The organism is Parabacteroides sp. AM58-2XD (genome assembly GCF_003463685.1).
Classification (GTDB): Bacteria; Bacteroidota; Bacteroidia; order Bacteroidales; family Tannerellaceae; genus Parabacteroides; species Parabacteroides segnis.
The window spans coordinates 1-21953 of the sequence record NZ_QSDP01000109.1 but is presented as its reverse complement, the minus strand read 5'-3'; the positions used below and the strand labels follow the sequence as shown (position 1 = coordinate 21953).

Below are 21953 nucleotides of genomic sequence, written 5' to 3'. Positions count from 1 at the left end.
ATTTTATATATAAAGTGCCACCATTTTCTTTTATAATATTGAGACTCTAACATATCAAAGTGCCACCATTTTCTTTTATAATATTGAGACTCTAACATATCAAACGTATTCATCTGATAATAAGTTATTTGACTCAATGATCCTATAGATGTTCTAGGATACAATCCACTATTCTGATATTGGTGAATAAAACCAAGCCTTTCCTCTGGAAAATAATGCCTATTCTTATACTCCAAAGGCCAACCTGTAAGATCCTGCTTTTCAGGACTCACACCAGATAAAAAACGTTTCCTATGAAACATTTCCTTATCGTAAGTAGCATACAAATCATCAAAAGACTGAAATGCAGACTTTCCATATCTAATTTGAGCCGTATTTATATCCGTACTACCTAATGCACCCTGCCCGTCCATAACATATTTTGGTCCACTAAAATTTTCCACATACTCACCATCAAACCCAAAATAATCAAGAGCATCCTGTTGCCAAACACCTCCTTCTGCCGTATATTTCCCTGCAGAAAAATCTTTAAACACACTTTGATTTGACTTGAATCCTTTTCCTTTAAACATATTCTTCATATTATCAGATGTTAATGTAGCAAAAGAAGCACCAGAGACACATCCCCATAATAAACCTTTTCCTACACTTGTACCCCACAAAGCAGCATCTAAACTTCCGACTAATGCACCTTGGGCAGCTCCAAGACCTACATTTGCAGCAAAACTCATTCCAGCTCCACCTATTGGCGCCATTAGCCCACCTACACCTCCTGTTATGGCACCTTTCCAAGCTCCATTCCAGAAATTCTGTCCTTGTATTGCACTTTTTACACCTCCACCAACTGCTCCTACCGCTGCACCTACAATCATTGCATCCAAAAAGATCCCAAAGCCGGGTATCAAAGCTGTAAAAAGAAACTCTCCCGTTGGATCTTTATACGACAACGGATTATTCAACGCATACGCATACCCATTATAAGACTGCGTAAAATCAGGCACCTGAATAATAGGATCCGGGCTTAAGAAACGTCCCAATACCGGATCATACAAACGGGCATTCATATTAATCAGACCGAACATCTCCAAATGCTCATGGCCAGTAAAGCCACGATCAAACTTCATCTCCGGCAGATTTGAATATTTACTCCAGTCAGAGACATCACGCCTGCGTCCCCAAGCATTAAAATTCAAACGTTGCACTTCTACACCTGATGCATTAGTTATCAACCAGGGAGAACCCAAATGGTCATTATGATAATAATACATACCGGCATCGGAGGTTCCCTCCGTATAAACGGCTGCTATTTCTCCTCCGGCATAAATATAGTAATTTTTACGAGTTGTTGAACCTTTCTGTATCTCTTCATAAGGACCAGAATAATATTTAGTAAATACAGTCGAATTATTTTCTACATATTGACTTTTTATACGACTATTCTCGCCATTATAGATTATCGTATATTTTTTGTCGGATTCTTTTATTTCTATAGGAAGACGCACACTGTTATATTTAACCGACAAATTGGTATTCGTCAATCCCATACTCTTACTGGGAGACACATTCCTGACTGCATGAGGATGATTTGCATCATATTCATACGTCCCGGCATCCCATTTATAGGTAATATTACCATTAGCGTCATATTCAACTCCGTCAACCAACCGATTCATATTATCATAGGTAAAATCATCTCCCTGCAATTTAATCAAATCTTTTCTGTTTCTGATATTTCCACGCGAATCGTTATTCTGGTAACCTATGTTTAATAAAGGTGTAGTCCCTTTTAAGGCACGAATTGATGTAGGTACACCTATCGTATTATAAGTATAACTACCCTGCATACCATTTCCTAAATTTACAGACAAAACCTGCCCTTTGGCATTTTCATCACTTTTCTGCCAGACTGTCGTAGCACTCGGTTGCCAGATTATTTTATAAAGGTCACCATTGGTATATTCATATTTTATTGACTTCGAGTTTGGGTAAGTCATCGTTTCCAGTTGTCCTTTGGTATTATAACTGTACGAAAATTGGAAAGATTTGTTCTCTACCGTTTCTGTTTTCGATTCCAATCGTCCATAATCACCATACGTGTATGCAGTTTTAACACCACCATACACCACCGAACCAACCTGTCCTTTATACTTCGAATCATAAGTATAGGAAAACGATTCCTCATCCCCCCTTTTATAGGTCTTTAGCAAGCCATTATTATCATACACATATTCTTCTGTTTCGCCTCTGGCATCCGTCTGCATCTTCAAATTACCCCATCCGTCATATGTATAAGATATTATTCCGGCATTCGGATCTTTCAATTCGGTACGGCGCCCCAATAAATCATAACTGATAGTAGAAAAAACAGAACCACAAACCACTTTCACCGGATCACCCGACGGACCATAAGTATAAGTGATCTTACCACCCGAATCCGTTACAGACTTTAACCTCCCGGCTGTATCCGTCTCCCGGACAGTCGTATATCCCTTAGTTCCATCATTGATTGTTGTCTGATTTCCTGAATAACTATATGTTATTGTTCCCAAAGGAGTCACTAATTTACTTATTCTGCCATAATTATCATATTGACTGGTATGATATTGAATTGCAGACGAAGTGCTTCCCGAAAAATAGGGCTCAGACATTTTTATAGCACGTCCCAAAGCGTCATACTCCGTCACTGTAAGAACCTCCTTGTCTGAGAAATTCTTATAACCGGATTGAATCTCATGCCCTAAAGCATCATACCAGTTTTTAACGACCTGACCGTCACCAGCCGTTTGTGTTCGAAGAATTACAGATTTTGAAGGATTACCATTCGTCCATGTCCAACTCGTTAAAACATTATTTCCCGGTGAAGAACTGGACGTCTGCGTCTTGATTTTTCCGAAACCATCATAAGTGTAAGTCGACTTATCACCGTTAATATCCGTATGAGAAGACATCAAGCCTGATACTGGTTCATAAATAAAAGACTCGACTTGTCCTAATACATCCGTATGAGTATCTACAAAACGCCCATTTACATATTTATAAGATTCCACACGGGAGGTATTACCTACCGTTTTAGTTTTTGTTGCGACATTCCCATATTCATCATATGTATAAGTGACCACCGATTTATAAGCAGTCTGATTAGGCTCAACCGTTTGCGTATGCAACAACCCTGTTGTGCTGTAATAACTATAATCGACCGTATTTGTTTGCGAACTGCTATTAACCGTACTGACACTCACACTTCGTGTTAATAATCCTATAAGCCAGTCTGCTGTATTATTACTATATGTATTTGTTACTTTTTGTACATCTCCATTACCATACGTTGCAGTCTGAGTCAACAAATTTCCATAATCATCATAAGAATAATTTGTTGTTACTGTTTGAATAACCTTATTTGCAGTCGGTTCATAAGTTTGTTCCGTTACTGAAGTTGGTTGATATACAAATGTCCCGTACGCATTTGAAGGCTTCGTTAAAGTATTTGTATAGTTTGTTTGTGTCAATTTTCGGTTCGTCGGTGTGTAGATTTTTTCTATACTTTTAACTGCTGCTTGATAATAAGTATCTGAAAAACTCTGTGTAATCGTCGTTTTAACAGAAGTACTTAAATCATTCATTATTGTCTTTGTAAACCCCAGAAAGCCACGTCCCCGTTTAAATACTTTTGCATTCTCATAAGTATATGCAATACTGTTCGTCCCCCCGATACCATTACTTATACTAACATCCGAAACCAGTTTAAAGGGAGCAGTAAAAGACAAGCTATCATACCCGGAAACAGTTGCACTCCCTCCTACAGGCGGAGTTTTTGTATATATGGAAGTATCCGGCATTTTTTTATAGGAAATAGACGTCACATTCCCATGAGAATCTGTTGCTGATTTCAGTAAATTAGAAAACTCGGCATTCGGCATATACAATTGATACCCTTTCCATGAATTAGGTGCGGACGTTACTAAAAAGCCTAATTTACCATCGCCTCTGGTATCCAACGGGAAAAAGTTCCATTTATCGGACCCGTATGTACTCACGCTGGAATATTCCTTAAAATTACGCCCGTTATCATATCCTATAAAACATTTGAGAGCACTTAAATTTTCCGAAGATTTATCAACGGCAAAAAAATCATCATTTCCGTCACCATTCAAGTCACATACATAAATATCTTTAGAATAAGTATTAAATTTCTTAGGAAAAGAATAACTTTTAAATCCGGAACCGGTAGATAACAACGTTTGCCATTCACTCCATTCCATATCGTTCCAACCAGTCAGCAATAAATCGATTTTCCTGTCTCCATTAAAATCGCCAAAACTTATTTTATGCTTTTTATTCGGAAAGGTTCCGGTACGGCTTCTATACAATGAACCGGCTCCGTTATTTTCCATATAGTCGTAACCATCGTCACGAAAATTAATCACTTCAGCCAAACCATCGCCATTAAAATCCCATACTTCCACCTGATCCCAATTCATCTCTGAAAGGATAGTACCCGTTTTAATTGTATTAAACGCAGTCAATGTCCCGCCAGAATAGCCGGACATACAAATTTTATAATCCACAGAGCCATTCTTCTCCTTATAATACACAAACAAGTCCATAGCACCATCCCCATTAAAGTCCGCTACACGAACTCCATGAGGGCGTGATTCAGTTGTAATAGCAGGTACCGGCCCTGCCGTAAATCCATTCCCCGTACCATAATAAACAAAATAATTATAGTAAGTAACAGATGCCCTATTTTCGGATGTCTGATTTATTAACGTATCTGACAATGAAGTTGAAGGCGGATCGTTCCCGTCAAGAGATTTTGCAACCGTCTCCCGGCACGCCAGAAAGTCTGTAATACCATCTCCATTATAATCACCGGGAACCGGCTCCTTATATCTTTCAGGAAGAGTTCCACTCCCCGAATAAGTGAACTTATTTCCATCTGTATCCGCCAAAAACAATTTCCAGCCTGTCCAATCGGCATCTTCCATCGGCGTTGCTAAAAGATCAGTCCTACCGTCACCATTATAATCTCCCAAAGATATATAGGCTTTATTGATGTAGTTCATGGCACTCGACGATTGATCGTATACCACCTGTTTGTGCTTAAAATCAGTATTTTTATACCAATTGAATACTATCGGTTTTAAAGTTTCATTATTCTGACCGGTAACTGTAATTTTTGACAAAAGATATGTAAAATCATTTCCGTCATAATTATAAGTCATGGTATATCTACGATAAAGCTCTGCTCCATAATAAATTCCGATTTCACTTAACAGTTTAGTTTCCTCAAATTCACTTCCTGCTATATAGTTCAAGTTAACATCATAATTTCGACTCGTATAAGCAAACTTCACTGAACAATAAGGAGCACGGTTTGTACTTCCCGTATAGCCTGTATAATCAATCTGTTTTAAACGGATTTCTCCGTTGTCATCATTTTTTTCGTATGTATACGTATAATAATTCCCTATACGATCTTTTACTTTATTGAGCATCCAGAATGCCACCTGATCTTTATGAGCTCCCTGAGCATATAATTTAGAATCAGATGTATTACCGTATTCCATAATCAAACCCTCTTTTGTCTTTACCTCAAAATAGGCTGAAGAAGTATTCGGTGATACGATTTTTATTTGAGAGTAAGGATTCATTTCCGTTCGGTATTGATTCGTCGAGGCATTATACATCAAACGATTACCATCCAACATATATTTATCTGTATTATCAAACTTTATATCACTGATATAACCATTATGAAAAACAGTTGTATTGGCACGCGTAATAGAAGATATAGCAGACAGTGAAAAACCCTTTCCCATAACACCATCTCCAGAAAAGCTGTTATAGACAATGGAAATGTCCGGTTTTAATCCAGCCGTTCCAGGAGGTAGATCAACCGGTATATTATATGTCGCATTTCCAACCGGACCAATATCGAATGAACCGGATAAGTTCGATGTATTCTGAGCTAACCCTTCCCAAGAGACAAAGATTAGTAATATATATAAAACGTATTTAGCCATAATATATGTCGAAATAATTAAAGGTTTGAATCCACTACATTTACTTGTCGCATAATCCGATTTCCAGATTCATCATAAAAAAACTCAAATATCAGTCGAGTCGGTTCTACTTTTATATTCAATGTTCCCCCCAAATTTGTTTCAAATAGTCCATTTAACGTTACATACCCTGGAGCTATAAGAGTTAAATTGCCACTCTTCGTTACCGTTACATTCCGTACGGCAAGAGTATCACAACCTAAAACAGAGACTACAGAAGCTACAGTCTTGTTTTCATACAAATTAACACAAGAAGAGGCATAAGCTACTGAAGAACGATCAATTTGTTCAACTCTCAAACTATCTTGTCCTGTTTTATATATACTATCCTTCGATTCTTTCCCCCCTTCTTTTAGGTCTCTGGCAAATACAATATCCACAAAACAAAATAAGAAGAAGGCTGACATACATAATTTCACATATATCATAAATGTATATTTTATTTTCATAGGAAAATCAATTAACAAATTTCTTCAATGTATCCGCTTTCTGTCCATCCACATACAAGGCATAGACGAAAGTTCCATAACCAATCTCTGAAGGATTGATATCCACAATATCATTGGCAATAGTCAGTGTAATTTTCTTTACCACCCTTCCAGAGATATCGAACACCTGCAAATACGCATTACTAAAAGTAGACGGCAACGTATAAGAAACAGATGCACCGGCTCTATTATATAATTTTGCACCTTCTACCATATCTGGATTGCCGGTAGATGTTGAACGCAATGTAGATTTCGTTTCTACAGACAGTAAACTTTGTAACATCTCTATCTCATTTTGTTGTTCCTGGATAGTAAGCCGCATTTCGTTGATACTTTCAACCAATAAAGGAATAAAGCCGATATAATCAATAGATTTTACACCATCTTCATCCGTTTTACCAATTCTGGCAAAACTTTCTCTACATCCTGAGCAAAAAACCAATTCTTTTACGAGATGCCTCTTCTGCTTCCTTGCGGTCAATCACATTTTGAAGCTGTTTGTCTCTGTTTGCTTTCTCAATGGAGGCTGCATCCATGGATGTTTGCATATCTGATGCATTTTCTTGTATACTTTGTTCCTCAGTAAACTTCGATTTATCAGGCTCACGATATTTGTTTATTTCGGAAAGCTTATAATTATAAGTCACTCCACTCACATGGGACAGAAGATCCAACGGATTTTGAAGCGACTGAACATTTTCTTTCAACCGGGCATCAGAAGTTATATCGACTCCGTTCACACGTAGATTCGTATTAAATACAAAATTACTGTTGGAAGCCGGATTATAATAAGCAATAATATTACTGGCCTGTCCGCCTCTGGTTAAATAGATTCCGTTTTTACCATGCAACCACAGTTGATCAGAATCAGTAGTGCCATATTCTCCTATAAAAACATTCCAACCATTATACGGAAATTGTCCAAAATCACCAAATGTCAATTTCGATCCTGAACGCATATCGCCATGAGGTCCAAAAACCTGCATTGTTGTTACATTTAGTGGGTCCTCACCATCTAATCGTAAAGTTCCCACTTGTACACGACCATTCTGCAAAACCCGCAACTGTGCTTTAGAAGTAATTGACAAACAAGATATTAAGATAATTAATAAATATAACTTTGTTTTCATAATGCTCTTACTTATTTTAAGTTTGTATTTGTATAAATTTAATGTTTACATGATTTCTTCAATAAATACTAAATGTCCCATATAACTCTTTGCCCTGATCATTCTTAAAAGTAAGCGTATAGTTACCTTTTTCGAATTGATCCAGATTTATCGAAGTGTTACCCCTCTCCGAAACTGTTTCCATTTCATTATAAATGACTGAGCCTTGAGCATTGCTGATCGTAACCTGCACCTCCCCTAGACCACATAAATAACTGATATTCAAAGTACACTCTTCCTGAAAAACGGAGATCGGTTGTGAAAGGCTACGCTTTTGCGGAGTTGACAAACTCCCTTTTAACCATACACGCGACGATGCTGTAACTGAGCAGAGTTCATAACTATTCACATCAAATGTTCCAACCATACTGTGAGAACTCAAAATACTTCCCATAAGCAGGATAATGCTACATACTGTTTTTTACTGCCTTCATAGACTCTGGTATTATATTAAACAATCTTGGTTATTTATCTCAGAGGTAAAAGTATATACACGGATAACCATAGGCAAGGCCATATAACTTTTCCAGGCAAACAATCAAACGAATAAGCTACATTTCAACACTTTACAGCAATAGCCATATAACTTTATTTTCCAAAAGAAATCTGGTTTATCCTACCTTTTAAGCTTCTGGTCTAAAAAATCATTCAAATTGGCATAAGCCTCGATGCCCAATTTTTTCCGTATGGCAGAACGCTTCGTATTAATCGTGTTGATGCTGAGAGCTAGGATGAAAGATGTTTCTTCCGTAGAAAAACCAGAATATGTTAAACAGATAATACGGAATTCTATTTCTTTTAATTGAGGAAACTGCTCTTTCAGCTTAATAAAAAATCCATCGTGCAACTGGTTTATGACATCATACAGAACATTCCAATCCAAAACATCCTGACCATAAACTATATCATTAAACTTTTTAATCCAGAACTCATTCTTATGAGTTTTTTCATTCTTCAGGTAAAGTTCAAGACTAGAGGCTTTCTTCATAACATTAAAATGATGAAGCAAATATGTACGGAACGATTTTTCTTTCTCATTAAATGACTTTTCTTTTTCATTCATTGTTGCAGATAAATTTGTTAGTTGACGCATTTTATCTTCCAATTCAGATATCTTTATCAAACGCGAACAATATAATCCATAAGAAATTTTTCCGATACAAATAATAATTACAATACAGAATACTAAAGCAATGAGTATATAAGTCCTATCCAATTTTAACTGAACATTGTGCATTCGGACTTTTTCATAGTCGTATTTCTTTTGAAGATTCAATAACTTATTATCCAGATTGGCATCCATTTGCTGTAAAAGATTATCTGAATAGATTTTATGATATTCCAGTGCTTTCAAATAATTTCCTTGATACTCTTCATTCTCTGACAGAGTTTGGTACAAATTGGTTTTAGTATACAAATCTTTTATACTATCCTTCCGTTGCATCAAATAATTCATATAGACTTTAGCAGAGTCCGGTTGATGATTTTCAGTATACAGATCCGACAAAAGAGTATATATTTTAATTAGCCCGTCAGAATCAGGCTCATGCAACAAAGCTTCCTTCAAATAATACTCAGCTTTCGACAAATCTCCTTCTCTACCATATAATACCCCAATATTTTGCAAGACACAAGCTTTCTGTTCCTTCAATTTTTCCCTTTCGACCAGAAGTAAACATAAGTTATAATAATACATAGCGCTGTCTAGTTTCTCCAAATACTGGAAACAATCACCGATTTGTATATAAGAAATGGCCTCATTCTTCACATTTCCTGCCTGTATATCAAAAGCTGCCGATTCATGGAAGTAACGCACCGCAGTCTCCGGATCGGACTGATCCAGTAAAACAAAACCAATAGCATTATTTATCAATGATTTAAGATTCAGATCATCTATCTTTTCGGCAAATTTCAATGCCAACTGATAATTCTCCATCGCCTCCTTCAATCTGCCAAATTCCTTAAAATAGCATCCGCAATAATATGAGGCCAAAGCGATGTTATAAGCATTACCATCTTTCATATATGATTCTTTCACCGAAAAAATGGTAGAATCAGTGGTAATATCCTGCCCGGATTTATATTCTGCCTGTATTTTTAATAAGATATAACGGTTAAATATATCCGGACTCAAATTCTCCGGATATATAATTGTTTGTAACACGGACAAAGCACTATCAGGATCAGCATCAAGCAAAGATTCTGATTCGGATAATATCATATCATTTTTTTCCGGTCTACAGGAAATGCATAATAAGATATGAATAAATGAAAGTAGTAGTATATATTTTTTCATGCTATTTCCCATTTTATGCAGGCAGTGTGTTAATGATCACATTTTCTGCACCTAATCTTTTGCCAGCAAATACATCACCTTATTCCGATAGCCCACCTTGACGAGTACACCTTCCTCCACGAACTTCTTCAGATCTATTTCCGCCCGGTAACGGCTACAACCAAATTCTTTAGCATAAGCACGCGGAGTCACACTTTCCCAATCTTTCATGTATTTCAACAATTTATCTTTTCGTGTTTCCCAGTTATCAAGTTTCTTTTTATCTTTTTCAAACTCCAGATCGATTTTTCTTAACTTTTTTCGTAGAGAAGTGGAACAACGGTAATTAATTCCATCTACGTAAACCGTTCCCTTGTTTCCGTTTTCTTTATTCGGAGTAGTTTTCAATGATGGCGAGAAATACCCCAGATCATCCAACTCGATATGGCAGCCATCCTCTAGGGCCAGTTCGACCACCCAGGCAAATGAATCCAATACACTTTTGACTTCTGCCGACGACACAGCAGAACGTTCGCTTATCAACCTGCAAACTTTTTCCAGATTATAAGTTCCCCTGCTGATCGCACGGGCATGTGTCAACCGCATGCCTTTACGTCCATTGGGCTTCGGCGTGTAGTAAGCTTTAAATTTTATTGACATGGTATTATTTATTTGGTTACATACTCTTTTCATCTATATGCCTTACTAATTTGAATTAGTACGGCAGGTAATCAATGGTTGATAATCCTCGGCCGTTTGGCTCACAATTATCGACCGATTGGCACATAATTATCAACCAAACGGCCGACAATTATCAGCCGCTAAATCCATTAGCATCAAAGATACAACAGAAAGGGAGAAATTATTCTCCTGAACGCTTATATTTTATTGTTTCCCACGTATTCTCTTTAACACACACGAAAATTTTCTCATCGACATCCTCTTATTAGACCTTAATAAGAATTAATAATTCTGATTATCGCAATATATTTCTTACTTTTGCAAGTTAGAAATCATAGGTATACTATAAGAAGTAGCATGGAAAAGGAGAATAATCCCATATATGAACGCAATACGCTGGAGTTTGTAACTGTAGCGCTAGAATTTTGTACATTTGTTGAAACAGCCGGACAAAACGGCCTTTTTGATTTTATAGATAAAGGAATCAAGCTGTTACCTCTGCTCTATCTGAAGGCGACACTATTACCGGAAGCGGAAGTGGACGACGAAGATGACGAACCGGAACTGACTGTTACGGAAGATATGTACGAAGCCGTGCGGACCCGTATTGCCGCCCTGCTGGGAGAAAAAGACTCTTACCTGGAGACATTTCATCCGGATATGCAATATAGCGACACGCCAATCGCTGCATTTGTTTCGGAAAACCTAGCGGATGTTTACCAAGACACAGGAAATTTTGTTTCACTTTTTCGACAGGGAAATGAGGAAGTCATGCTTCAGGCTATTGCTTTATGCCGCGCCAATTTCCAGGAGTTCTGGGGACAGCAACTCTTAAATGCACTGAAAGCGCTTCACGCTATCCGTTACAGCGATGAAGAAATTATTGAAACGAACGAGGAATGATGACACAATACACACACACAATAACAAAAGAAGAGATATCACTTCTTGAAATAGAAGAATTTCCGGGACGGATCCTTGTTATCGACACCGAAAAGGATGCCGATAAAGCCGTCAGCTATTTAACCCAGTTCGAAGCGGTTGGCTTCGATACGGAAACACGTCCCAGTTTTAAAAAGGGGACACGCTATAAGATTTCGTTGATGCAGATTTCGACAGATGAGGCTTGCTTCCTGTTCCGGTTGAACAGAATCGGTATTCCGCAATCGCTTGAAGATTTTCTGGTTAACGATAAAATATTAAAAATCGGGTTATCCCTGCGCGATGATTTCGGTGCCATGCGGAAGCGGACGGATATCAAACCGGCCAACTTTCTGGATTTGCAGAATTATGTGGGACAATTCGGTATCGAGGATGTCAGCCTGCAAAAGATCTACGCGATCCTTTTCGATAAGAAAATATCGAAAGGCCAGCGCCTGAGCAACTGGGAAGCCGATGTGCTGACCGAACAACAAAAGAAATATGCAGCCCTGGACGCCTGGGCTTGTCTGAAAATTTACAACCAATTGAATCAAGATAAATAAGAATGAACTATTGTAAAATCTTTCTCAAACCGAAAAAGGAAGAATCGTTGTTGCGCTTCCATCCGTGGGTGTTCTCCGGAGCTATCCAAAGCATTGAAGGGAATCCTGAAGAGGGCGACCTGGTAGAGGTGTACGGAACGAACCAGCGTTTTCTGGCTATCGGCCATTATCAGATAGGCAGCATTGCCGTACGTATCTTATCGTTCAAACCGATTACGATCGATGCGGATTTCTGGGTAGAACGTATCCGCGTGGCTTATGCTATTCGCCGCGAACTGGGACTGGCAGGTGTGGAAAACAATAATACTTTTCGCCTGATTCATGGGGAAGGAGATAATCTTCCGGGACTCGTTATCGACATGTATGCCCATACGGCTGTTATGCAGCGCATTCGGTCGGTATGCATTATGCCCGCCACGAAATTGCCGAAGCGTTAAAAACGGTACTGGGAGATACTTTACAGAACATTTATTATAAATCGGAAGCGACTCTTCCTTATAAAGCCAATCTCGGCAGTGAGGACGGTTACCTATATGGCGGAGAAGTAGAGGATATTGCAACAGAAAACGGACTGAAGTTCTGTGTGGACTGGCAGAAAGGCCAAAAGACCGGTTTCTTTGTGGACCAGCGCGAAAACCGTTCTTTGCTGGAGCGGTATGCCAAAGGTCATTCGGTGCTGAACATGTTTTGCTACACCGGAGGATTTTCGTTCTATGCGATGCGTGGCGGTGCCGAAGTGGTTCATTCGGTAGACAGTTCGGCCAAAGCGATTTCACTGACAAATAAAAATGTGGAATTGAACTTCCCTGGCGACCTGCGACATAAGGCTTTTGCCGAAGATGCCTTCAAATATCTGGAAAAGATGGGAAGTAATTACGATCTGATCATTCTGGACCCGCCAGCCTTTGCCAAGCATAAGAACGTGCTCCGCAATGCTTTGCAAGGATACCGTAAACTGAACGCGATCGCTTTTGAAAAGATTAAACCGGGAGGTATTTTATTTACTTTCTCCTGTTCGCAGGTTGTCAGTAAAGAGAATTTCCGCCTGGCCGTATTCAGTGCCGCAGCACAATCCGGACGTAGCGTCCGTATCCTGCATCAGCTGACGCAACCGGCCGATCATCCGGTCAATATTTACCATCCGGAAGGGGAATATCTGAAAGGACTGGTTTTATACGTGGAATAAAAAAAATTGTATTTAATAAAAAAGGGAGCCATTTTTGACTCCCTTTTTCCATGACCAAAATCTATATGGTAACCGACATTTCTGTCAATTATAAGATACCTTGCGCCATCATAGCTTTTGCAACCTTCATGAAGCCGGCCACATTTGCACCCTTCACGTAATTTACAGTTCCGTCAGCCTGTGTTCCGTATTTTACACATTGTTCGTGGATAGACTTCATGATGCCTTTCAGCTTTTCGTCTACTTCTTCTCTTGTCCAGCTCAGCTTCATTGCATTCTGAGTCATTTCCAGACCTGATACGGAAACACCACCGGCGTTAGCAGCCTTACCCGGAGCATACAGGATCTTAGCTTCCAGGAATGCATCGATAGCTTCCGGAGTAGAAGGCATGTTTGCACCTTCCGATACAGCGAAACAACCGTTAGCCAACAATGTCTTGGCATCGTCACCGTTCAATTCGTTCTGAGTTGCACTCGGCATGGCGATGTCACATTTTTCGCCCCAGGGACGGCCACCCTGAACATATTTGCAGCCATATTTTTCTGCATATTCGCGGATACGTCCACGATAGAGGTTCTTCAATTCCATGATATAATCCAGTTTCTCACGGTCGATACCGTCCGGATCATAGATATAACCGTCAGAATCAGACATAGTAATCGGTTTAGCACCCAGTTCGATCAGTTTTTCAACCGTATACTGAGCAACGTTACCCGAACCTGAAACAGCAACCACTTTACCTTTAATGTCGATGTTACGAGTCTTCAGCATTTCCAGCAGGAAGTAAACGTTACCGTAACCTGTTGCTTCCGGACGAATCAGTGAACCACCGAATTCGATACCTTTACCAGTGAATGTACCTGTGTTTTCGCGGGCCAGCTTTTTGTACATACCATACATATAAGCAACTTCACGTCCGCCAACACCTATATCACCGGCAGGAACGTCTGTATCCGGACCGATATGACGCCACAATTCCATAACGAAAGCCTGGCAGAAACGCATGATTTCAGCATTTGATTTGCCACGCGGGCTGAAGTCGGCACCACCTTTACCACCACCCATCGGCAGTGTAGTCAATGAGTTCTTGAAAGTCTGTTCGAAAGCCAGGAACTTAAGGATCGATTGATTTACAGAAGCATGGAAACGGATACCGCCTTTGTACGGGCCGATCACGTTGTTATGCTGGATACGGTAACCCATGTTTGTCTGTACCTGTCCTTTATCGTCTACCCATGTTACACGGAATGAGAAAATACGATCAGGAATACAAAGACGTTCGATCAGGTTGCTCTTTTCAAATTCAGGATGTTCGTTATAGGCTTCTTCAATTGTGCCTAAAACTTCAGCAACTGCCTGATGATACTCGGGTTCGTTAGGAAATCTTCTCTTTAAGTTGTCTAAAACTTCATTTGCCTTCATAAGAACTGTTTATTTAGAATGTTATACCAATTTGCTAGTTAGCGTTCTTCTTTTAAGAACGTCGCAAAGGTAAGCCATTTTTTCAAACCAGCAAATATTTGAAAGAAAAAATGATAAAAAAATATCGAAATGATATTTTAAAGAGGCAAACGTGACTAAATGTCACTCATTTCTACGTTTTATGTTTTTATAGACAGGAACGAACACAATGATAGCGGACGCCACCAGGGCAAAAACCACATCAAAGGTTATCTTTTCACTGTAAACAAGCAGCATGTAGGCCAAAACACCCCATAAAAGAGTGAGACACACCGCCTGACTATTTGTTATCTTTCTACGGGCCATCGGTTACATTTTTTTAGTTAGACGAGATTTGTGATCCAAAAAAGATCAATAATACCAAAAACACAGCAATAATCACAAATAAGATGACAATTTGCTTCTCTAACGTGTAATTACGAAGAAAAGGGATATGACGGGCCCATCCGGCTACGACCTGTATCTGCTCTGGTTCTTCATCCTCTGAGGGGATTTCATATCCGTTGGCTTCCATAATCTGCATAGCCTGTTCCACATCGCTTTCCAAAAGTTCCACACGGATACCTCCCACATCCGTAAGTCCCATAACCTGAGTTGTATATTCATTTCTTACATAACATACAACTCCGTTGGCTTGCAATAAAGAGGCCAGTCCCTGAGCTTGTTCCACATATTGAAACCGGGCTATTTCAACCATTTTATCCTCGACCTTATCCATAATTTGACTTTTTTACAAAGAAAAGGATTTTGACTTACATGAGCAAGTTTTCAGCAATACCAGTTGCCTGCCGGATACGGTCGGCCATGCCGATACCACCTTTCATATTACCGGCCAGTATCAGTCCGGGATAACGTGCCTCCAACTGATCGATCGTAGCAAAACGTTCGCCGCTGCTCAGGCCATACTGCGGTATTGCATGCGGGTGGCGAAAAATACGGATCATATCCGGTTGCACCTGAATAGGAAATTTCAGCATTGCATGAAATTCATGTGTGATCAGCCCCTTTAGTTCATCATCGGTTAAACGGGTCAGTTCCGCCCGCTTGACGCCACCGATAAAGAAAGAAAAGAGCGCTCCTTCTTTCGGTGCGCGATTATCGAAACAGGCAGCCGGGAAAAGAATCCCCAGCACATCTTTCTTTTCGCAGGAAGGGACCAATCCGCCAAAAGCGTTAAAACGCAAACTCCCGGTATTACGAATGCCGACACTCGCCTGTATTACCGGAGCATATTGCAGATTACTGATCTTATCCATATCTTCCCGGGAAATGAACGGCAGCAGGTCAGGCAAGGTATAGGCACCGCTCGTCGTTACGACCTTATTGGCATGCATAAGTTGTTCGCCTTCGGAAGTTGTATAAGTAGCCAGCCAGCCTTTTTCAGACGGACGGACCGTCACACCGGAAGCCGACAAGGTGATATTTCGGGAACCGATAGCCTCTGCCATCGCTTTCGCCAGATTCTCCAAACCACCGGCAGCGGAGAAAACCTTTTTGGTTGCCAACCGGTCACGCTCTGTTTTAGGCAGCCGGGCTTTGGCAATCGTGCCTTTGATAAATCCTCCGTATTGCTGTTCCAGGTTATACAATTTAGGTAAAGCATAACGGGTAATAAGTTTCAGCGGATCGCCGGCATAAACACCGGAGAGGAACGGGTCTATGGCATAATTCAGGAATGACTTTCCCAAACGGCGGGCAGCCAGTTCACCGACCGATTCATCGGGATTCGTACCTTTTGCCCGGAAAGGTTCGCCCAGGATACGGAATTTATCACCGAGGGTAAACAACGGGGTTGTTATTGCACTGAACAAGCCGGAAGGTAATGCACAGAAAGAGTTTCCTTTCCAGATCAGGCGGCGTTTGGCCTCTTCATGGGCCGTTTCCAATTGGCAGGCAGGCGACAAGGCTTCAAACAGTTCGGCGACCTCGGGATAGGATATCACTCCGGTATTCGGTCCGCTTTCAAAAACGAACCCGTCTTCACGGAATGTATGTATTTGCCCGCCTACCCGGTTACTACATTCCAGGATATGTACCTGTTTTCCTCCGCGGGTCAGCCGGAAGGCGGTAGTCAGACCGGTCAGTCCGGCTCCGATAACCAGAATATCCGTATTATGTTGTTCCATATCAGACTGGTTTTGAAAATGATTTATTGGAATGAAGCATCAGTTTATCCAGCGAAGCGGCAACGTTACGGACAAAGAGAGCTCCGCCGGAAGTCATACGGATATGATTGTCGTCATACTCGATCAGGCCGTCGGCGGCAAATTCATTCAGACGATTGTCATTATAGGCAGTTGCCGATTTTACCTCTTCCGCAGACAGGGAGAAACGAGCGGCCATCTCCTGCCAGTCCAAAGAATAGTTACACATCAGCGTTTCGATCACCTCACGGGTAATCTGTTCGTCTCGGCTCAACTCATATCCTTTCGATACGGCAAACGTATCGTTTTCGATCCGTTCCATATATTGATTAATGTCCTTGCTGTTCTGGGTATAGGCGGTATTCAGCTGGCTGATTCCGGTCACACCGAAAGCATACACCTGTCCGGTTGTACGACGGGTACAATATCCCTGGAAGTTACGATGCAAACGGCCGTTCTTCAACGCCGTATACAATTCATCATCCTGCCGGACAAAATGGTCCAGGCCGATCGTCTTGTAACCGGCTGTTGACAAAAGTTTCTTTGCCGATTCATACATGCGGCTTTTCTCCTCACTGGGCGGCAAACCGGCTTTTTCCAGGATAAGTTGCTGTTTGTTCACCCAAGGGACATGGGCATACGAGAAAGTAACCAGGCGGTCAGGACACAGAACTGCCGCCCGCGTAATGGTTTCCGCAAAACTTTCGGCCGTCTGGAACGGCAAGCCGTAGATAAAGTCCATATTGATGCGTGCCCCTTTGCTACGGAGAATCTGAAAGATCATCTCCGCCGGCAACAACGACGGGCGGCGGTTGACTGTCTTCAACACCTTTTCATTGAAATCCTGCACGCCGAGGCTGAAGCGATTGAAACCCGCCTCCGTCAACGACTGCCAAGACTCTTCATCCAGATACCCGGGATGGCACTCGACGGCTATTTCGGGCTGGTCGATCGTTTCGAAGCCTGCCAACAAATGCTCGTTCAGTTCTCTCAGATAATACACAGGCATGGATGTCGGACTTCCCCCGCCATAATGTATCTGGGAAATCTTCCGTCCGGGAGCCAGCCGCGTCTTTACCAGTTCTATTTCTCTGTGCAACGCTGAGAAATAACGTTCTATCACGCCCCGCTTCATCATCGGGAATGAATTACACCCGCAATAATGGCAAAGATGGCGGCAGAACGGGATATGCACATAAAAAGAGATGTGTTCGGGCCGTGCCGTATTGGATGCCTCTATAGCCGATTCGTATTCCTTATTGGCAAACGCTTCCGTAAAATAGTTGGCCGGCGGATAACTGGTGTATCTCGGCACCGGCACATTATATTTCTGTAATAAATCCTGTATCATAATTATACTGTTTCTTTCTCTTTCCTGAATACGATCAATATATAAACCAACGACAAGGCCGCCAGGCTTACTTCAAAGAAAAACAAGCCGTGGTAGCCGGTATGATCGGCAATCTTTCCGCTCAATATCGCCATCACCATTCCGCTCAGATGGGTTATAACCGTCTGTATTGTAAAGTCCGTGCCTTCCCGTCCGGGACGAACACAATCCATCGCCGTTGTATAGACCACGATCGTTGCCATCCCATAGCTGCCCCAGAGCAGGGCAATGCCGGCATGCAAGAGTCCGAGTGTCGGAGTGACATAAGACAATCCGAGGAAATAAAGCGTGGCAAGCAATACAAACACGGCAAACAGGATACGTGCCCAATGCCGTCCGATGCGGCGCACGATAAAGCCCCCGACAAAAGAAAAGATGAACCCGAAAGAGGTCCCTATCACGCCACTCATCACCCCGATCTCTTTCATCGAGTATCCCAGGTCGACCAGGTAAGGCTTCAACATCGCCAACGTACCGATCAGGCCGGAATAATAAAGGAAAAGGAAACCGATCTGTTTCCATATATTCTTTTGGGTAAAGAAGTAAAAGACATCTGCTTTCTTCGCCCGTTCATGCGTATCTTTCGGTGCAATCTCCAGTCCGCGGTTGAACAGTAACGGCAATAAAGCGACAATCACAAACAAGGCGACACAAGGCAACAGGCTGTTCCATCCCAGCTGTTTGAACAACAGCAGCAACACGCCTCCCCCAATCATCGAGCCGCCGAAACTGCCCATCGACTGCATGCTGTTCACCAGGCTTTTGTCTTTCCGGCTAAAGGAAAGGACAGCCAGCGCATCGGTCGCAATATCCTGGGTGGCAGAAGCTACGAACGATACGATGATCAGGGCGATAATGGTATAGAAATCCGTTTTAAAATCGAGGAAAGCGACGGCAAAGATCAGGACGGCATAGATCAGTTCGGACAAGAATATCCATCGTTTATAATCGCCCGTTGTCCGGGCATGGCGATCCACCATCGGCGACCAGAGGAATTTCAGTATCCAGGGCAGCTTGATCAGTTGCAGCAAACCGATGGCAGATAAAGAAAAATTCTCCTGCCGCATCATTACCGGAATGACGGTAGAGAAAAAACTCATCGGAATGGTCTGCGCAATGTAGAGGCAGAAGAAGGTTCCGAGATTGAATATTTTGTTTTTTTGTTCCATTCGTTTTCTTTGTAATATGGTTTCCCATGTTGGGAAAGCACTTTTCATCCTTGTAAAGTCGTTTCCCACGTTGGGAAAGCATTTTTCATCCTTGTAAAGCCGTTTCCCAAGCTGCGAAAGCATTTTACACCCCTGTAAAGCCGTTTCCCAAGCTGCGAAAGCATTTTACACCTCTGTAAAGTCCCGGCGCATGCTGCGAAAGCATTTTACACTCGATTAAAATGCCACCGCTACACTTCCTCCGATCGTGAAAGGGCGACCCGCTTGTGCCAGACCTTTTCCCATCTCAAAATAAAAAGCGGTATATTGTGTGTTGGTGATATTCTTAGCCCAGATCGCAAAGGTAGCAAATCCTTTCGTTGCTGAAACCTTTCCGTTCAATTGTCCGTAAAAAGGTTGGGAAACAACGTTATCTTCTTTCCAGTATATCCGGCCCGCACCGGTAAAGTTCGCACTGATCAGGATGCGGTCGATATGGGAGCATGGATTCGAAATGGTATAATCGGCCCCGGCAGAGAAGGTATGCGAAGGGACCAGCGGCAGATAATTGCCCGAATAGTCATACACCTTGTCTTTCTTCTTGTCTGTATAATCCTTGAATGTGGCATGGGTAAACCCGTAATTTAACTGTACCATCAGTCCGTTGACCGGATTTCCCTGCAAACTGACTTCCACCCCTTTGCTTTCGCTCCGTCCCGCATTGTTCAGCATGGAACCTACCGTAAGCGACTGACTGATCTGCTGGTTTTTCCAGTTGATCCAGAAAAAAGCGATCTCGGCACGCAGGCGGTTATCGAGGAAAGGATGCTTGCCTCCCACTTCATAATTCCAACTGGTCTCCGGTCGGAAAGAGCGGTCTTCTTCCCGCTCGAAAGAGGTGTTGAAGCCACCGGTCTTATATCCTTTCGTTACAGTGGCGTAGATAATCCCGGAAGAGGGAAACATATATTGTAAGGCAAATTTAGGTGTAACCTGACTGAATTTAAGTTTGCTGTAAAAGGCATCCAACTCCTTACTCTCCTCCTCCGTATCTTTGAAGCTAAGATAATCGGTAGAAGCACGTTCGTAATCATAACGTATGCCGATCGTTGCGGAAAGGCCGTCGACCAGCAGGTCATCGAAGGTAGACTGATGATAAAAGGCTATTCCGTAGGTGGGTGTGTCGTACAACTTACGCGAACTGTAGGCAGCCGACAGATAATCCATTATCACCGTGTTATCTATTCCCTGCCAGAAACCGAAGGCGCCGAACAGCCATTTATACCGCCCGTCTGTCGTCGATTTTATATTAAACTCTTCCGAAAACATCTTCTGTTTCTGATCCTGTTTGGCAAAATAAATACTTGCCGGAGAAAAGTCCTGGTCGATCCCCTGATGATCCGACAGGTGCTGGAAAGCCGTTTTGCTGCTGAGACTGTATCCCGTACCTTTATATTCCACCGTCAGGCCGGTGGTAGACATGGCCCGTTTATAAAAACTGTAATCGTTGTAGTTGACGTCGCCCGGCCGGTGTGTCACCGAATCGCAGACGGCATATGGATAACCTCCTTGTCTGGAATTGTCATACGAACTCATCAAGCCGAGCGACAACCGTTCCGTCGGCTGCCATTCCAACCGGATACGGCCGGAGCCGCTTTTCAGGTCATCCGCTTTCTTATCGGTAAACAGATTGGTAAAATATCCGTCATTCCTGTTATAATTGGCGGAAAGGGAGTAGCCGAACTTCTCCCCTATTTTCGCATAGCGGGAAAGGGCATACTCGCGGGCACCGTAAGTACCGTTAGAGATCGAAGCATTCGTTCCCTGAAATTTCAAGGGGGATTTGGTATAGACATTGATGATTCCCCCCATCGTATTGCGTCCGTATAGAGTTCCCTGCGGACCACGCAACACTTCGACACGGTCGACCTCTGCAAAATCGAAATCGAACGCTGACTTTTCAAAATAAGGGATACCGTCCACATAAAGCCCGACGGAAGGCGCATTGATCTTCGAACCGATCCCACGGATATACACAGGCGAAGTTAGCTTCGACCCATAATCAGGCATAAACAGGTTCGGGATAAAGGAACTGAACTCCTTAATTCCTGTAATATTCTTATTTTGTATGGCTGTGCCGGTAACGGAGGAAGCCGACAGCGGTTCCAGGCGCAAATCCCTGTTTTGCTTAAACGACCGGACAACTACCTCGTTCAACTCGACCTGACGAACTTTCGTTGTATCCGGATCGTCCGCTTTGACCGGGAAAACAGAGAGTAATAAACAACAGAATAAAAACAATGCCTTCATATTTGTTATTTTAGAAATAATTGAACTATCCAACTGTCAAAGTGACTCATCTGTTACAGGTTCATTTGCCGTCTGCTTTAGCTGACGGTTTATAAGCTGGTTCTTTTTTGGGCTTTAGCCACATTTCTCTCAGATAGAAAGCTTTAAGAAATGG

The 21953-nt window shown here is 41.8% G+C and carries 16 protein-coding genes and 1 pseudogene; 3 read left to right on the top strand and 14 right to left on the bottom strand.

The window, feature by feature from the left end; translation table 11 throughout:
* The 7 genes from DXA15_RS20585 to DXA15_RS20560 form a co-directional block, all read right to left on the bottom strand.
* The coding region (locus tag DXA15_RS20585; RefSeq protein ID WP_128135274.1) for an FG-GAP-like repeat-containing protein at nt 1–6023 on the bottom strand (6023 nt) is incomplete at its 3' end.
* 17 nt (nt 6024–6040) lie between these two features.
* Nucleotides 6041–6511 (bottom strand): hypothetical protein, encoded by a 471-nt coding sequence (locus DXA15_RS20580; RefSeq protein WP_128135273.1) that lies wholly within the window; start codon nt 6509–6511, stop codon nt 6041–6043.
* A 7-nt stretch (nt 6512–6518) separates the two neighbouring features.
* A complete protein-coding gene (locus DXA15_RS27125; protein ID WP_233567487.1) occupies nt 6519–6992 on the bottom strand; it encodes a hypothetical protein in 474 nt (157 codons plus the stop codon).
* Nucleotides 6970–7680 (bottom strand): tail fiber domain-containing protein, encoded by a 711-nt coding sequence (locus tag DXA15_RS27120; protein ID WP_233567486.1) that lies wholly within the window; start codon nt 7678–7680, stop codon nt 6970–6972. The genes DXA15_RS27125 and DXA15_RS27120 overlap by 23 nt, the downstream gene beginning before the upstream one ends.
* 58 nt (nt 7681–7738) lie before the next feature.
* A complete protein-coding gene (locus tag DXA15_RS20570) occupies nt 7739–8086 on the bottom strand; it encodes a DUF3244 domain-containing protein (RefSeq protein ID WP_158579688.1) in 348 nt (115 codons plus the stop codon).
* Between the two features lie 249 nt (nt 8087–8335).
* Nucleotides 8336–10015, bottom strand: coding sequence for a tetratricopeptide repeat protein (locus tag DXA15_RS20565; RefSeq protein WP_128135271.1), 1680 nt, complete (start codon nt 10013–10015; stop codon nt 8336–8338).
* 51 nt (nt 10016–10066) lie between these two features.
* Nucleotides 10067–10654, bottom strand: coding sequence for an HU family DNA-binding protein (locus tag DXA15_RS20560; RefSeq protein ID WP_128135270.1), 588 nt, complete (start codon nt 10652–10654; stop codon nt 10067–10069).
* Between the two features lie 378 nt (nt 10655–11032).
* Between DXA15_RS20560 and DXA15_RS20555 the strand changes: the two genes are divergently transcribed.
* From DXA15_RS20555 to DXA15_RS20545, 3 genes and pseudogenes are all read left to right on the top strand, one after another.
* The gene (locus tag DXA15_RS20555; protein ID WP_046145183.1) at nt 11033–11578 is read left to right on the top strand and encodes a DUF5063 domain-containing protein; all 546 of its coding nucleotides are present in this window, start codon (nt 11033–11035) and stop codon (nt 11576–11578) included.
* Nucleotides 11575–12159 carry a 3'-5' exonuclease gene (locus DXA15_RS20550; protein ID WP_128135269.1) on the top strand — a complete coding sequence of 195 codons (585 nt, stop codon included), beginning with the start codon at nt 11575–11577 and terminating at the stop codon, nt 12157–12159. The genes DXA15_RS20555 and DXA15_RS20550 overlap by 4 nt, the downstream gene beginning before the upstream one ends.
* Before the next feature lie 2 nt (nt 12160–12161).
* Nucleotides 12162–13345 (top strand): annotated as a pseudogene (locus tag DXA15_RS20545) (class I SAM-dependent rRNA methyltransferase).
* Between the two features lie 88 nt (nt 13346–13433).
* Here DXA15_RS20545 and DXA15_RS20540 read toward each other — a convergent pair.
* The 7 genes from DXA15_RS20540 to DXA15_RS20510 form a co-directional block, all read right to left on the bottom strand.
* The gene (locus DXA15_RS20540; protein WP_007657368.1) at nt 13434–14768 is read right to left on the bottom strand and encodes an NADP-specific glutamate dehydrogenase; all 1335 of its coding nucleotides are present in this window, start codon (nt 14766–14768) and stop codon (nt 13434–13436) included.
* A gap of 162 nt (nt 14769–14930) precedes the next feature.
* Complete coding sequence (locus DXA15_RS20535; RefSeq protein ID WP_007657367.1) at nt 14931–15113, bottom strand: hypothetical protein; 183 nt, start codon at nt 15111–15113, stop codon at nt 14931–14933.
* A gap of 13 nt (nt 15114–15126) precedes the next feature.
* Nucleotides 15127–15525 (bottom strand): DUF2007 domain-containing protein, encoded by a 399-nt coding sequence (locus DXA15_RS20530; RefSeq protein WP_007657365.1) that lies wholly within the window; start codon nt 15523–15525, stop codon nt 15127–15129.
* Nucleotides 15526–15559: 34 nt separating this feature from the next.
* Nucleotides 15560–16933: a protoporphyrinogen oxidase gene (gene hemG / locus DXA15_RS20525; protein WP_128135268.1), complete on the bottom strand. Its 1374-nt coding sequence runs from the start codon at nt 16931–16933 to the stop codon at nt 15560–15562.
* A 1-nt stretch (nt 16934) separates the two neighbouring features.
* A complete protein-coding gene (hemN, locus tag DXA15_RS20520) occupies nt 16935–18302 on the bottom strand; it encodes an oxygen-independent coproporphyrinogen III oxidase (protein WP_010802295.1) in 1368 nt (455 codons plus the stop codon).
* A gap of 2 nt (nt 18303–18304) precedes the next feature.
* Nucleotides 18305–19510: an MFS transporter gene (locus DXA15_RS20515; RefSeq protein ID WP_128135267.1), complete on the bottom strand. Its 1206-nt coding sequence runs from the start codon at nt 19508–19510 to the stop codon at nt 18305–18307.
* Between the two features lie 216 nt (nt 19511–19726).
* Complete coding sequence (locus DXA15_RS20510; protein WP_128135266.1) at nt 19727–21799, bottom strand: TonB-dependent receptor; 2073 nt, start codon at nt 21797–21799, stop codon at nt 19727–19729.
* Nucleotides 21800–21953 lie beyond the last annotated feature (154 nt).